The sequence below is a fragment of the Sorangium sp. So ce385 genome, from assembly GCF_051474135.1.
Classification (GTDB): Bacteria; Myxococcota_A; Polyangia; order Polyangiales; family Polyangiaceae; genus Sorangium; species Sorangium cellulosum_D.
Genome location: NZ_CP150337.1, coordinates 6,822,812 through 6,837,110 on the forward strand (window position 1 = coordinate 6,822,812; position 14,299 = coordinate 6,837,110).

The 14,299-nt window shown below is 73.5% G+C and carries 7 protein-coding genes; all 7 read right to left on the bottom strand.

Translation table 11 applies throughout. The features are described from left to right. Positions 1 to 21: 21 nt before the first annotated feature. The 7 genes from WME83_RS24825 to WME83_RS24855 all read right to left on the bottom strand — a co-directional run bounded on the left by WME83_RS24825 (position 22) and on the right by WME83_RS24855 (position 14,241). Entirely contained in the window at positions 22 to 807 is a 786-nt protein-coding gene (locus WME83_RS24825) for a M12 family metallopeptidase (protein WP_437321759.1), read from the bottom strand. A gap of 50 nt (positions 808 to 857) precedes the next feature. Further along, positions 858 to 4,289, bottom strand: a complete 3,432-nt coding sequence (locus WME83_RS24830; RefSeq protein ID WP_437321760.1) for a TCP-1/cpn60 chaperonin family protein — start codon at positions 4,287 to 4,289, stop codon at positions 858 to 860. A 124-nt stretch (positions 4,290 to 4,413) separates the two neighbouring features. Continuing rightward, entirely contained in the window at positions 4,414 to 5,496 is a 1,083-nt protein-coding gene (locus WME83_RS24835) for a hypothetical protein (protein ID WP_437321761.1), read from the bottom strand. Between the two features lie 92 nt (positions 5,497 to 5,588). Next, positions 5,589 to 6,683 carry a trypsin-like serine peptidase gene (locus WME83_RS24840; RefSeq protein WP_437321762.1) on the bottom strand — a complete coding sequence of 365 codons (1,095 nt, stop codon included), beginning with the start codon at positions 6,681 to 6,683 and terminating at the stop codon, positions 5,589 to 5,591. Then, positions 6,680 to 10,720 carry a trypsin-like peptidase domain-containing protein gene (locus tag WME83_RS24845; RefSeq protein ID WP_437321763.1) on the bottom strand — a complete coding sequence of 1,347 codons (4,041 nt, stop codon included), beginning with the start codon at positions 10,718 to 10,720 and terminating at the stop codon, positions 6,680 to 6,682. Before WME83_RS24845 ends, WME83_RS24840 begins: the two co-directional genes overlap by 4 nt. Beyond that, the gene (locus WME83_RS24850) at positions 10,713 to 11,732 is read right to left on the bottom strand and encodes a hypothetical protein (RefSeq protein WP_437321764.1); all 1,020 of its coding nucleotides are present in this window, start codon (positions 11,730 to 11,732) and stop codon (positions 10,713 to 10,715) included. The genes WME83_RS24845 and WME83_RS24850 overlap by 8 nt, the downstream gene beginning before the upstream one ends. A 16-nt stretch (positions 11,733 to 11,748) precedes the next feature. Continuing rightward, entirely contained in the window at positions 11,749 to 14,241 is a 2,493-nt protein-coding gene (locus tag WME83_RS24855) for a trypsin-like peptidase domain-containing protein (protein ID WP_437321765.1), read from the bottom strand. Between the last annotated feature and the right edge of the window lie 58 nt (positions 14,242 to 14,299).

The window sequence follows — 14,299 nt, forward strand, 5'->3', positions numbered from 1 at the left end:
CCGGCGAGCTGCCGCGCGCCCTCAGCGCGGGTACATCTGCTTGATGAACTCGATGTCGGTCTCCGACAGCGTGCTGTTGCCCGGACGCGACTTCCGGTCGCGCGTGTGCTCCTTCGGGATCGCGTACAGCATGATCGAGCGCGGATCGAACGTCGAGAACTGCGTGACGTTCTTCGAGTACCTCTGGAAGAGGTTGGTGTCGACCTGCTCCCGCTTCCAGCGGTTCGGCGGCCCCATGTAGTATTTGTAGACGGCCTCCGTGTCCCACGGGATGCCGGCGTCGGGGTTCTGGTGCTCATGGATGCACCCGAGCGCGTGTCCGAACTCGTGCAGCACGACCCGCGAGTACTCCTCGTCGGGCGTCGACCGCGTGAGCCAGCCCAGGTTCATCGTCGGCTTGTCCCGGCGGATGCTCAGGCAATCCCGGCCGATGTAGGACCACGAGCCCTCGCCGCGCGTGAACGCGATGCGGATCTGGGCGCTCGGGGCGTCGTCGAAATCGAACTTGAGGTTCGCGTGCCGGGTCCAGAGCTCGGCGACCTCGCGGACCCGCCGCTGCACCTCGCGCTCGCCGCCCATGAACGCGATGCGCAGCGTCTGCCCGGGGGCCCACCGCTTGCCTTTCAGCACGGCGATGCGCGCCGGGTTGCCCGCGTCCTCGGCGTATACGGAATCGAGCGACTCCGCCTGTTCGCCCTGCGCCGCGCCCGAGCGGGCCAGATCGTCGTCCACCGGCGGGAACACGTCCACGCAGACGCAGGTCTCCTCGTCGATCTCCGGACCACCGGTCGCTTCCGATTCAATCATCGCTTCCTCCCTGGTTGATGACCATCCGCGCCGGCCGCCGGCCGGGTGCTTCATGCGCCGCCGCCGAAGACGAACCTCGCGTTCGGGTGCGCGTAGACGCAGTACGCGAGGTGGGTGGGATCGCCGTCCTTCTTGGCCGCGCGCCGCGCCTCGCGGACGGCCTTGCCGACGGGGGCGCCGTTCGCCAGCTCGCGGTACAGCGCCTCGCAGAAGGCGTAGGCGCGGTCGTCGCTCACCAGCCAGAGGGGCGCCAGGAACAGGCCGGCGCCGGCGGAGATGAGGCGGTTCGCCCACCCGCCGATGCCCACGAGCGACCACGCGCCCTGACCCAGCTCGCACGCGTTGAACACGAACGCCGGGCGCGCGGACCCGAGGTGCGACTCGATGTCGGGGCCGTTGATGGCGCGCGGGCTCAGCGGCTCTCCCCCTTCCAGCCAGAGGGCCGTGATGGTGTCGGGGGCGCTCGTCGAGAAGTTGCCGTGCGTCGCCGCGTGGATCAGCCCGTAGCCGCCGTTCTTCAGCAGCGCCTTGACCTCCTTCGCCGTGGCGTACTTGGGGCTCCTGTCCTGCAGGTTCCTGTCCTGGCCCAGGAGCCTGGCGAGGAACTCCTTCTCCTTGGGCGCGCTGCGGAGGTTGGAGTCCGTCGGCACGAGCAGCGCGAACGCGTCGACGCGGAGCGCCGCCGCCGGGCCCTCGTGGCCGCCCCCTTGCTCGTTCCGCCGGAGCCAGCGGGTCAGCGACATGCTGAGGCACCAGGGCTCCTCATCGTGCCAGCGCTCCGGCTCGGTCCCGTACGGCCAGACCAGCTCCCACGGGATGAACGGCTCGTCCGACAGGATGATCATGCTGCTGTCGCGCCACGCCTTGCGCTCCGCGGCGTACATGCGACGGAAGTCCTCCGGAAACAGCGTCTTCCACAGCTCGAAGCCCATGTCGCGGATCTTCGTGTCCACGTCCTCGCGGTCGATGGCGAGCCGCGGCCTGCCGAGGGCGTCGACGGTGGGGTCCCTCCCGGCGCGGAGCAGGTTGAGCTCCCGGTACAGCGACGTGGTGAAGTCCTCGGGCGAGGAGGAGAGCGGGACGCGCGTGAACGTCCTGCCCACCTCGCCCTTCCGGATCAGCGTGAAGGTGAGCGCGCCGCCGGCCGGCGAGCGCTCGTAGGCGATATACAGCATCCGCTCGGGAGCCTCGGCGAGCGAGGCGCTCGAGGTGCGGACCGCGCCGCTCACATGGGCCGTGTCCGAGCTGGCCCCGGGCATGGCGGTGACCTCGACCTGGACGGCGGCGGACCCGACGGGGTTGTCCGATTGAAGGAAATCGAGGACGAGCGTGCGCTCCCCGAGCGCGGTGGGCTTGAGGAAGAACACGACCGGATCGCTGTCACCGCTCGCGGGGATACGGATCTCCTGCTCCAGCGGCGAGAGCACATCGAACGAGGGGGCGCCCAGGCGCACGCGCACGGGCTCCGACGGCCTCAGCTCCACCGGACCCGAGCGGCCGGCGACGCTGAGGCTGGAGGGAGCCACCGTGAGGCGCACGACCAGCGTGAAGCGCTCCGCGCCGAGCCACATCCGGCGCGGGCACGCGACGTCGACATGGCGCAGCACGGTCGGCGCATCGAGCGGGGGCGACGCATCGAGCGGGAGCAACGCATCGAGCGGAAGCGGCGCCTCGGCCGGCGGCGGCGCCGCGGCCGGGGGCGACGCCTGGGGCAAGGGCCACACCTCGAACGGGGACGACGCCTCGACCGGGCGCGACGCGCCGGCCGGCCGCAGAGCCTGGGGTGCCAGGGGCGGCGGCGCCGCGCCGAAATCGCGCGCGCTCCTCGGATTCGCCTCGCGCGTCGGCGGGCGCCGGGCCGAGAGCAGCTCGTCGCCGCTCAGGGGAATGTCCCAGAGGCCTGAGCCGCCTCGCTCGATGGCCTCGAAGCTCTCCCACGACCGGGGGGCGTGCCTCCGCTCGGGCTGGCTCACGCCGGCGCCTCGCGCCTCCTGGGTCGATTCGAAGGTGTGCACGGCGGTGGGCTCGGGGCTCTCGGGTTCCGGGGTCAGCGCCGCGAGCGCGTCCTCGGCGACGACCGCCGCGCTCCGCAGCGATATCCGGGCGACGTCGACAGCGTCGATGACGCCCCGCTCGAACACGCCCCCGTGCGTCGTGCTGAACACGTCATGGCCGAACGCCGCTCTCCGTGTCCGGACCTCCTGGAGGACGCGCTCGCCATCCTCACCGGCGTTGCGCGCGAGCTGCCGCAGCGGCTCCTCGAGGGCGTGGCGCACCACGTCCACGCCGGCGTTCTCCGCGCCGCCGACCTCGAGCGCGTCGAGGGCGGCCTGCGCGCGCACGAACGCCACGCCACCGCCGGGGAGGACGCCCCCGGCGATCGCAGCCCGGGCGGCCTTCAAGGCGTCCTGCAAGCGTCGCCTGCGCGCCGCGCCCTCGGCCTCCGTGGCGGCGCCGACCTGGAGCAACGCTGCCCGCTGCCGGGGCACGTCGGCGAGATCGGCGCCCGCGCCCACGTCGACCTGGAGGAGCGTGCGGCCTCGCTCGACGTGGACCCGAAAGGCGCTCCCGAGCTCGACAGGCTCCCCGCCTTCGAACAGGCGACTCGCGCTCTCCGTGCGTACGCTCGTCCGGGTCAAGGCGGCGACGCGCTCGAGCAGCGCGCCGCCGTGACCGGCAGGGATCGCCACCACGGCGCAGCGGCGGGCGCCGCGGCGGTGCTCGCGGACGAGCGCCTCGATCGCGTCGCCGCCGAGCCCCTCGGCGACGAGGAGCAGGGCCCGCGACGGCGGCGCGGCGACCTGGAGCCACCGGGGAAGCACGCGCTGATCGGCGTCTCCCTCCACCTTCATGACGAGCACGGAGCACGCCTCCAGCGTGCATGACATCCGCTCCGCGTCGGTCGCGAACGCGGCAGAGGCATAGCCGACCTGGAGCTCCATCTCCGCGAGCCTGCGGACCTCTAGGCCGCCTCCCCCCTTCGGCTCGATCAGGATCTGCCCGTCGCCAGCCCAGCCGATCGCCTCCGCGAGGGCGGCGCTGGCCTCAGGGTCATCCTTCAAGCAGGTGGCGCAGATCCGGTCGATCTCGCCCCGTCCCTGGATCTCCTTCGCTTCCTGGTCGAGGTGGCTGATCACGGCGCGGACCGCGAGGCTCACCCCGCGCCTGATCCTCGCCGGATCGTCGCCCTGGGCGATCCGCTTCGAGCTCTCCCGGAGCATCGCCCCGGCCAGCACCGCCGCCGTCGCGGCGCCGTCGCCCACCTCGCTCCTGACCTCGGTCGTCAGGCGGCGCACCAAGGTGGCGCCGAGCGCCGCGAAGGTGCTTGCGTCTCCCAGGCTCGGTGAGGCGCCGGCGCTCCCCGGCGTCGCGGCGCCGCGCCGCGCCGGGCCGAACCCTGCCCTCGCCGCGCCGACCGTGGGCTCCATCCCGGTCAGGATCATCTCGATCGCCTCGGCGGGCGCATGGCGCTTCGATGTCATGATACAGACACGAGCATACGTCATCACCTCTGCGCCGTGAAGCCGGCCGACTCGATGCGTGGATAAGCGATGGATCTACATCGCTTTTCCAGAAGGCGGCGGCGGCCGGAGCACGAATGCATCGCTATGCGGTCGAGGAGCCGCCGGCCGACCCGCGCAGCGCGGCGGCATTGCGGCGCAGGATCCCGGCGGCGCGCCGCTCATAGGAGAACCCGCCGTCGGCGCCCTCCTCCGTGCCTCCGGGCCGGAGCGCGCCGAGGAGCGCTTGCTGCCGCGCCCCGAGCTCCTGCAGCTCCTCCCGGGCGTGCGGATACAGGTGCAGCAGGCCCCTCTTGTCGCCCGCGGAGAGCGATTGCCCATCGCCGTCCGGCGCGCACGGGCTGGGCTGCGTGCGGTAGAAGAGCGGGGGGAACCGGTACAGCATCACCGAGGCCCGGTCGAACTCTCCGAAGGCGATGTTCTGCTGGTTTGCCGGCCTGAGGTTGAGATCGACCTTCGCGCGGGACCAGAAATTCGGGTATCCGCTCAGGTACGTGTAGATGCCGGGGCGCCGGCCCTGGTAGTCGCTCATGAAGCCGCCGCGCGCGTCGCGCGAGAGGGCGTAGCCCGGGTCGTCCTCCCAGCGAAACTCCGCCTGGCAAGGGCCCTTCAGGTTCTGGTGCTCGTGGTGGAACGCGATCGCGTGGAGGAACTCGTGGAGCACGGTGCCGCGCCATTGCGGCGGGAGCGCGCGGTCGAACCCGCCGAGGTTGAGGCTCCGCTGCCACGGGTAGCCGCCCACGTCGTCGTGACGGGCGCCGATGGGCGCGGCGCTCTCCGTGCCCACGAGCGAGAAGTAGCCGGCGCGATCGAAGCTGACCCGGATCTCCGCGGCGAGCTCGCGATCGTCCTGCGACCAGCTCCGGTAACGCCGGTTCTCCGGGTCGTGGCCGAAGTCGAAGCGGAGGTTGCAGGCCGCCGAGATCTCCTCGACGACCCCCTCGATCTTCTGGTGAAGCTCGTAGCTGCCGCCGAGGAAGGCGACGCGCAGGACCTGCCCCGGCGCCCACCGCTCGAGATCGGCCGTGACGAACTCGAGCCCGCCGCCGGACGAAGGGCGCGACTCCAGCCAGCGCGCGTGAGCCTCGCGGTGAGCCTCGATGTAGTCGGGTACGGCGTCCAGGAAGACGTCCGCGGTGGTCAATTCCGGCGCGTGCTGGTCGAGCATGAGGATTCCTCCCGTGCGAGGGGCAATTCGATCGACCATTGGAGGGCCTCGCGCCAGCGCTTGTCAAGCGAGCCATGGCGGAGCGGCGGCGCTCAATCGCGGAGCCGCACGGCGCCGTGCACCTCGGGCGCGACGGCCTTGAGCCACGCGAGAATGGCCGTGATGCGGGTGCCGACGTTCGCGTACCCGATGGTCTTCCCCAGGTAAGACGCGCCCTTCACGAAGCTCGCGCCGCGGTGGAGGGCCAGCACGCTCCAGCCGTCGTCCATGACCGGGGCCCCCGACGCGCCCTCGTCCGTGTCCGTGAAATAGAAGAGATCGCGCGCGGTGACGTCGAGCACCGCATTGGCCCGCAGGCCGACGCGCTTCTCCTTGCCGCGCGGGTGCTGGATGATGTTGACGACGAACGAGTGCTCGTCGGCCGGCTTCGCGAGCGCGCGGAGATCGCACGCGAGGGGCGCCCGGCCCGCCGGGGCGGCGTCGAGCTCGAGGATCGCCGCGTCGAGATCCTCGCTGTGCGCGACGAGCGCCTTCACGGCGACCCCCTCGTCGCGCAGCGCGGGCCCGCTCCAGCTGAAATGGACGCGCGCGCCGATCGCTTGCTTCCCGAGATCCTCGGGGCTCGCCTTCTGGCCCCGGGGGCGCGCGTGGAGGGCGTGCAGGCAGGTGACGACGTGCCGCGCGGTGAGCAACCACGCCGTCCCGTACGCCTGGCCGGTGGACGCCTTGCCGCCTTCGATCACCGGCACGACGACGCAGCCGACCGCGGCGCCCGCCTCGTGACCTCGAAGGAGGAAGTCGAACGACACGGTCTTGTCCGTGATGACGATCTTCTGAGGGAGCTCGTCGCGGGCGTCGATGGGGTCGATCGGCGCTGCGCCGAGGCCGAAGCGCCGGGCCGCGATCGCGCCGAACCGCGCCCTCCCCGCCGCGGAGGACGCGTCGGCCGCCCCGGCGAGCCATTGCCGCAGCCCCTCCTCGTTCTCGGGCGAGAGATCGGCGTCCGCCAGCAGCCCGACGTCCTGCTTGAGCTGCAGCTCGCTCGTCGGCTGGAGCACGCGCTTGGCGCGGATCGCGGGAGGGAGCTTGTCGGCCAGGGTGTCGAGGGCGGCCTGCGAGCGGTGCAGCCCGCCCTCGCGCGCCGCCTCGAGGAGCTCCCGGCGCTCGTCGTCGCGCAGGAGCTTCATGACACGCCTCCCTGCGCGACGGTTCGGCCCGCGGCGCGCGGGATCCGCGCGTACACGTCGGGGAAGCGCGTTTTCAGGTCCTCGAGCACGGCGCTCATCCGTGTGCCGTTGCCGATGACGGGACCATCGTTGGACGTCAGCCCGACGCCTCGGTGCAAGGCGACGATGCGCCCTTCGACGTCGCAGATCGGCGCGCCGCCTATCGCTGGCCAGGTGCTCAGAAGATACGCTATCCGCGACTCGTCCACCGCCACGGCCATCCCCGTGTGCACGGAGAGCTCGTCCGCGCCGGAGGCGCCGTCGTGGGACACCATCGCGAGCCGGTCGCCTGGAAATGGTTCGGTCGCGACGTTCAACGGGGCGCGGCCGGTGTGCTGGATCCACAATGCGGCGTAACCCAGGGCAACGGACTGCGCCGCGACGCTGCGAATCTCGATGTGCGAGAGCTGCTCGCCGTCGCGGAACACGGCATACAGCTCCAGCTCAGCGCCCGGCGGCGCGTCGACGGCGTGCTGCGCTGTGAGGAGCAGCTCGGAGGCGATGAGCCAGGCCGTGGCGTATCTGAGCTCGCGGCGGCCAGCTGCATCGCGGATGCCCCGTCCGCGGGCGAAGGTGTGGACGACGAGCCTCGCGGTGCTGCGGCCGATCGCCTCCGCGTGCTCGCGGAACGATGCCACATCCGGGCGCGGCTCCCCCACGACGGCGGCGAGCTGGCCTTCGTCGGGCGCGAGCAGCTGCGCAGGCGGGACGCCGTCGTGCTGATGCTCCAGGAGCTCAGCCCACATCGCGCGCACCACGCCGAGCGCCTCGCCGCCGAGATCGAGCCGCAGGGCGCGATCCAGGAACTCGGCGAGCGGGACCGCCCCGCCGAGCCGCTCCGTCTCGTTGAGGCGGTCGAGCACCTCGATCAGCTGGACGTGCGGCGGCACGTCCGCCGAGGCGCCGAGGACATCGGGGTCCACGGCCGCGAAGATCGTCGCGAGCCCGTCGCGGGCCGCGAGCGGGCTCGCCACGAGCGCCGCGTGCAGCTCGCGCAGCCGCTCGTGCGCGACGTGCTGAAACGGCGGCCGGCGCGAAAGGCGAGCGCGGATCCCCCAGAGGTCGGCCGCGTGGTCGGGGCGCGCCGCCATGAGCGCCCGCACGAACCCGGCGAGCGCTCCCCCGCTGTCGAGCGCCACGACGAGCGCCCTCGCGTTCATCGAGGCGTCCAGCCCCGCCGCGCGCATCCGGCCACCCAGCCGGCCGAGCAGGGGCGCGCGCTCGTGCGGCGGCACGTGGCGGTCCACGAACATGGCGAGGTCGCTCAGCGCCCCGATCCGCTCCTCCGCCCACGCGCGCGACGCCTCCTGTCCGGCGCGCCCCTGCTGCGCGAACAGCCAGCGGATCGACGCCACGATCCGCTCGGCGCCCCCGTGATTCTCGAGGAGGGTCGAGAGGAGCTTCGCGAGCAGCTCGGGGCGCTGCCCGAGCGCCGCCAGCACGTCGTGCCACGGGAAGCGGCCGGCGCGATCCCACGCCACGTCCGCGGCCGCCGCCGTCCAGTCGAGCTCCTCCGCGAGCGCCGGGCCCTGGTCGTCGAGCGCGACGGCGAGGCCGTCGACGTAAGGCTCGCGGACGCGATCGAGCGCGCCGAGCGCGATCGCGCGCAGCAGCCGGCGCGCGTCGTGGAAGCTCCCGCCCGCGGCGAGCAGCAGCGCGCCGTCGCCGCGGAGCGCGCCGTCGTCGCAGGCGTCGAACGCCTCGGCCACGTCGTCCTCGAGCGACCAGAGCACGCGGCGCGCCTCGTGCTCGCGCCGCGGGGCGAGGATGGCGGCGAGGTCGACGAGCGAGGCGAGGCGTTCCTTCGGGGAGAGCGCCGCCGTGTCGGGGTGCGAGCGGGCCGTGGCGATCCGCCGCAACACCTCGGTGAGATCGCCGTCCCGGGAGCACTCCCACGCGAGCACGCGCCGCATCTCGTCGGCGATGGCCGGCGGGCGCGGGTGCTGCAGGGCGTCGCGCGCGGCCGTCCGCGCCGTGTCGGGTCGCCCGCGCAGCCGCTCGAGCCGCGCCCGCATGCACGGCAGCGCGCTGTCCGGCGCGGCTCCGCCCCGCTCGGCCGCGGCCCGCTCCCACTGCGCGAGCAGCTCCTCGAGCGCGTCGAGCCGGTGCTCGGCGAGGAGCGGCTCGGCGCGGGCGAGCATCTGCTGCTCCCACGACACGTGCGCGCGGGGCGTGGGCATCGCGTGCGACGGCGGCGCCCGCCGCTCCAGCCAGCCGCGCGCCCGCGGGGAGAGCCCGTCGACCAGGGGGGCCAGGGCCTCCTCGATCGCCGGCGTCCACCGCGCCTCCAGGGCCTCGAAGTCCTCGAGCGCGAGGAGGTGGTAGGCGGCCTCGACCAGCTCGTCCCGCCCGGAGAACCAGCTCGCCGCCGCCCGGTGCACGCGGCGGATGTCCTCGGGCCGATCGCTCATCATCAGCTCGACGAGCTCCCGGCGCACCTCGGGCCTCAGCACGAGCGCCTCCTCGTCGGCGGTCTCGACCACGAGGTCGTGGACGCGCCGGAGCGCGTCGAACAGGCGCTTCGCGTCGGCCTCGTCGCGCACGGGGGGCGCGGGCCAGTCGCGGAGGACGTGGAGGATGGCCGCGGGCGTGATGCACCGCAGCGCGAACCCGGGGTGCACGATCGCGCGCACGCGAGGATCCTCGAGGTGCATGAGGACGCGCAGGTGGAGGTAGCCGTCGGTGAGGGCGCGCGCGATGGCGTCGCGCAGCAGGGCGTCGTCGAGCGCCCGGCCCGCCGGCTGCGCGAGCACCGCGCGGGCCGCGAGGCGGAGCGTGAGCGGGCGCCGCGGGAGCATGTCCACGAGGCGCCGCACGAGCGCCTCGTCCGTGAGCCCGAGCGCCGAGAGCAGCTCCTCGGCGCTCCGCAGGTCGAGCTCGCCGAGCTGGACGATCGCGGGCGCCACCGGCCAGAACGCGCGGTCGGGCGCCGCGGCCCAGATGCCGCGCCCGGCGACGACCAGCGACGACGGGACGCCCCCGATCGCGCTCCACAGGTCGCGCAGGAGATCCCGGGCGAGCTCTGGGCTCCGCCGGAGGGCGCGCTCGAACGTGTCGACGACGATCCACAGGCGCGTGATGCGCCCGCGCGCCGCGGCGCGCCCGACGGCCTCCTGGATCTCGGGGACCATCGCGTGGAGGCGCGAGTCGACCTCGGCCCGGTCGGACGCCTGGAACGCGAACGGGGCGCTCTCGAGGTGGCCGGCGTCCTGGAGCGCCTTCGAGAGCCCCGCGAAGCTCTCGAGATCGCGCGCCTCGAGCTGCCGGGACAGCGCCGCGAGCACGCTGGCCACGGACTCCGGATCGATCTCCACGTCGTCCAGATCGAGGTGGACGAGGGTCACGGGGCTGTCCGGGCGCCACGCGCCGAGGTCCACCCCGACGCGGGCGAGCAACGCCGACTTCCCCATGCCGCCGAGCGCGTCGAGCACGACGAGCCGGGCGTCCGTCCGCCCCTCGATCACGTCGCGCAGCGCCGCGCGCTCGTGGCGGCGGCCGACGAAGTGCGCCCCCGCGGTGGCCTCGAGGCGCGCGCGCTGGTTGCCGAGGAGCAGCTCGCGGCGCACGGCGAGCGCCCCGTCGCGCGCCCACGGGACGTCCTCGAGCCAGCCCGCGACGAGCTCGAGCGCGTCGAGGTCGAGCGCGGGCGCCGTGGTCTCCGCGATCGGCGAGGGTGGGCCGTGCTCGAGCCACCGCTCGAGGAGGCGCTGCGCCGGCGTCATCGGCCGGTCGGGGATGCTCCGCGCCGCGGCCAGCACGCTCGCGGCGTCCGGGTGCGCCGCGAGCGCGGCGCAGCGGGCCTCGCGGCGGAGGGACCACGCGCTGCGCTCGTCGTCGATCGCGATCACGTCGACGTCGCGCCGGACGAGCCGCAAGCAGTCGCTGGCGCGGAGGCCCGGGACCGCCGTGGGGTGGAAGGCGTGCACCGCGCACAGGCGCGCGAGCAGCGCCGATCGCTCGCAGGCGCTCCGCCGCTCGTCGCGCGTCGGCTCAGCCATGGATCCCTCCCTCCTGCTGCAGGATGGTCCTGATGCACCCGTTCATGCTCATCAGCGGGTAGTCGGGCGGCTCGGTCTCGCGCATCGCCTGCATCACGCGGTCGACCCACTCGGGGAACCGCTCTCTCGAGATGCGCGGGTGCTGCTCGGCGAGCTCCGCGAAGAACCTCTCCAGGTCGTGGCGATCGATGGAGGTGAGGAGCTCCTCGAGCAGCACCGATCGGTGTCGCTGCGTGAGGCTCGGCGGCGCGCCGAGGAACACCAGGCGAGGCGCCCTGGGGTGCGAGGCGCTCGCCTCCACGCCCTCGGCCAGCCGGCGCAGGAACGTCAGCACGTCGTTGGCCGTGACCCGGCTGCAGTCGTCGAGGACCCACCACACGGGTCCGCTCACGCTGATCGCCTTGCGGATGACCTGCTGCGCGACGAGCTCGATCCACTTGTCCGGCGTGGTGTCCTCCCGGTTCGGGAGCCTCGCGTCCTGCCCGTCGATCGCGTTGCACATGCCGCCCGCCAGCGCCGGGAGCCCGAGGTAGGACGGGACGTCGATCTCGATGACCTGGTGATCGCCCCCGATCCCGGCGCTGTGGATGCAGCGCAGGACATGCCGGGTGAACGTCTTTCCAGCGCCGGTGCCGCCGTCGATCCGCAGGATGCGCCAGCGCTCGTCCAGCATGGCCTTCACGTGGCCGATCAGGGCCTTCCGGTTCACCACCAGCCTGTCGGCCACGCTCGCTCGCTCCAGGATCTGCGTGCGGACGAGCTCCGCCCGCGCCGCCTGCGCCGCGGCGACGGCGGCGGGGAGGCTCTCGATGCCCGCGAGCACCCGCTCGGCCTGGTCGTCGGGGCACTGCCGCAGCCACGCGGCCCAGGACGCCGCCCCCGCCCTGTCCGGAGGGGCGGGCAGGCTGTCCGCGTCCTCGAAGATCGACGCGAGGTCGAACGGGACGCCCCCGCCGTAGAAGGCGTCGAGCTGCATCGCGAGCGGGACGACGTACTTGGAAGCGAGCTGCACCGGGTTCTCCTCGGGATCACGCCGTGGCCGGCGAGGGCACGCAGACGGAAGCGTCGAACAGCCACCGGACGAGGTCGAAGTCGAGCTCGCGCCGGAGCCGCTCCGTGGCCGCTTCGGCCGGGTCGGGCGAGCGGTACACCTCGTGGAGCTCGACGACCTCGGGCGGCGCCTCGAGCCGCCGGTAGAGGTCGACCGCGCTCGCCTCCCGCGCGAGCTCCGCGGGGAAGCTCCCCTCGCGCAGGAGGGTCGCGACGGCGCGCTGCGCGCCGTCGTGCGCGAGCATCAGCGCGTGGTCCTCGTCGACCAGGGCGAGCGGCAGCCCCGCGACGATGGCCGACGCCGCCGGCACCACGCCGTCGCCCGGCCCGGTGCACGGCCCGGCCCAGAGCCTCGCGGGCGCTCCCGGACCGGCGGATGTGCGCCCGAGGCTGTCACACGTGCCCCGCTCCACGCTCGCGATGAGGCCGGCCCGCTCGAGCAGGGGGCTCTCGCGCACGAGCGCCTTCAGGTTGCGGCTCCGGTCGAGCGCCGCCTGGGACGGGCGCAGCGGCCCCGGCCACGTCGACGACGCGTACAGCGCGGCCGCCGAGGGGAAGAGCGCCGGATCGGGGAGCATCTCCAGGAGGCCGGGGAACGAGAGCGCCATGCGCTGCAGCTCGTCCGGCGAGTCGTCGAGCTTCAGCAGCGTGAGCTTGCGCTGCAGGGGGTGCTGCCCGAGCGCCGCCTGCAGCGCGTCGAAGGTGCCGCCGAGCGGGGCGCCGACGAGCACGGCGCGCTGCACGCGCTCGTGCCAGATCGGGCGCCGCCGCGCGTAGGCGCACGCGACGAGCCCGCCCATGCCGTGCGCCACGAGCGCGAAGCGCCGCGGCCGCTCGGCCGAGAGCGCCTCCAGGAAGAAGTGCAGCCGGTCGGCGGCCACCTCGATCCGCTTGCGCCAGTCGAACGCCAGCTCGTGCACGACGAAGCCCTCGCTCCGCCACAGGAAGGCCGCGGTGCCGTAGAGGGCGGGGAGCGGACCTGCCGGCTCGAGCCGCTCCTCGGGCGCGGCGTCCGTGTGCCCATCCTGCTGGAGGGAGAGGCACCAGGAGAGGCTCCGCTGGAACGTCTTCGGCGACAGCCAGGCGCGGCGCCGCCCGACCCCGACGTCATCGAGGTGACCGGTGAAGGCGTCGTGGATCAGCACGATCTCCGGCAGCTCGGGGTCGACGGCGCACGCCGGCTCCCCCGAGCGCGCGGCCGGGAGCGCGCGCAGCAGCGCCGCCGCCTGCCGGTCGCCGAGCGCCCGGATCAGCCGGCGCCGCGCCTCGGGGCCGCCCTGGCCGACGGCGTCGGTGAGCGCGTCGAGGCTCGTCCACGCGAACGAGCCGGCCGGCTCTGCCGGGGATTCCTGGCCGACGTGGACCGGGACCTGGACCGCGCTCGCCGACGGCTCCAGCCGCTTCCATGCCGCCTCGACCGCCGGATCCGGCGTGGGCGGGCCGCCGGACGCCGGCGTGAAGCGGACGCCCGCGTCGCGGAGCCGCGGATCGCGGTGGAGCTCCCAGGTGGGGACGGCCCAGTTGGTGATGAACGGGGCGCCGGCGAAGTGGACGCCGACAACGGTCTTGGTCTCCAGATCGAGCACCGCCGAGCCGGAGTTGCCGGCCAGGGTCGAGGCGTTGTGGCCCATCGCGTGGACGTCGGGGAATGCGCGGTTCTCGGGCTTGAACGCGAGGAGCTCCGTCAGGGAGCCGGGCTGGAGCCGCTTGTACCCGGGGATCTCGCCGAAGTTGTCGAGCAGCACGGCGCGTTCGTACGTGTCGTCCGTGAACCGGAAGTACGGGTACCCGATGACCGCGACCTCGCGCCCCCCGAACGCCTGCGGGGGCTCCGCGGCGAGGGTGAGCGGATCCCTGGACGCGGGGGACGTGACCTTCAGGAGCGCGATGTCCCAGTGCGGGTGGATCAGCACGACATCGAGCACCCGCACGGCTTCCTGCGCGCGAGGAGCGCGCTTCTCGTGCAGCGGGTCGAAATCGACCTGGTAATACATCCCGCGGCCCTGGTAATGCGCGAACTGCAGGGCGACGTGGCGGTTCGTCATCAGAAGCCCGTCGCCGACCAGGAATCCGCTGCCGGCGTAGCCCGGGTACAGGGACGCGCAATCGAGGCGCCCCACGGCGCGGATCGACGGCTTGAGCGAGGCCTCCTCGTCGCCGAGGTGCTTCCAGCGGCCCGACGGCCGCTCGACGAAGCCATCGTTCCAGAGCTCGAGGGTGGGGCACTCGTTCTTCAGCACGATCGCTTCGAGCGCGGCGAGCTGCGCCGGCGCCGGGGTGCGGCCCGCGAGGACGTCGTCGAGGCCCTCCGCCGCACACCGGACCGCCTTCTCTGCACCACCAGCGGATTCGAGCGATGCGTCGGCGGCTCCGACCGAAACGATGACGGACTCCAGACGTTCGCGCCGCTCGACGCTGGTGCTGCCGTAGGCGCTCTCGAGCCCGCCCCGCGCGGCGTGGAGGTCCCTCAAGAACTTCGCCGCCCGTGACGCGCGTTCCTCCACCGATCCCATGGTGACCTTTCGACGC

What these genes read in the sequence shown, in the direction of transcription:
- WME83_RS24825 (WP_437321759.1), bottom strand. Translation starts at nt 807, where the DNA reads ATGATTGAATCGGAAGCGACCGGTGGTCCGGAGATCGACGAGGAGACC.
- WME83_RS24830 (WP_437321760.1), bottom strand. Translation starts at nt 4,289, where the DNA reads ATGACATCGAAGCGCCATGCGCCCGCCGAGGCGATCGAGATGATCCTG.
- WME83_RS24835 (WP_437321761.1), bottom strand. Translation starts at nt 5,496, where the DNA reads ATGCTCGACCAGCACGCGCCGGAATTGACCACCGCGGACGTCTTCCTG.
- WME83_RS24840 (WP_437321762.1), bottom strand. Translation starts at nt 6,683, where the DNA reads ATGAAGCTCCTGCGCGACGACGAGCGCCGGGAGCTCCTCGAGGCGGCG.
- WME83_RS24845 (WP_437321763.1), bottom strand. Translation starts at nt 10,720, where the DNA reads ATGGCTGAGCCGACGCGCGACGAGCGGCGGAGCGCCTGCGAGCGATCG.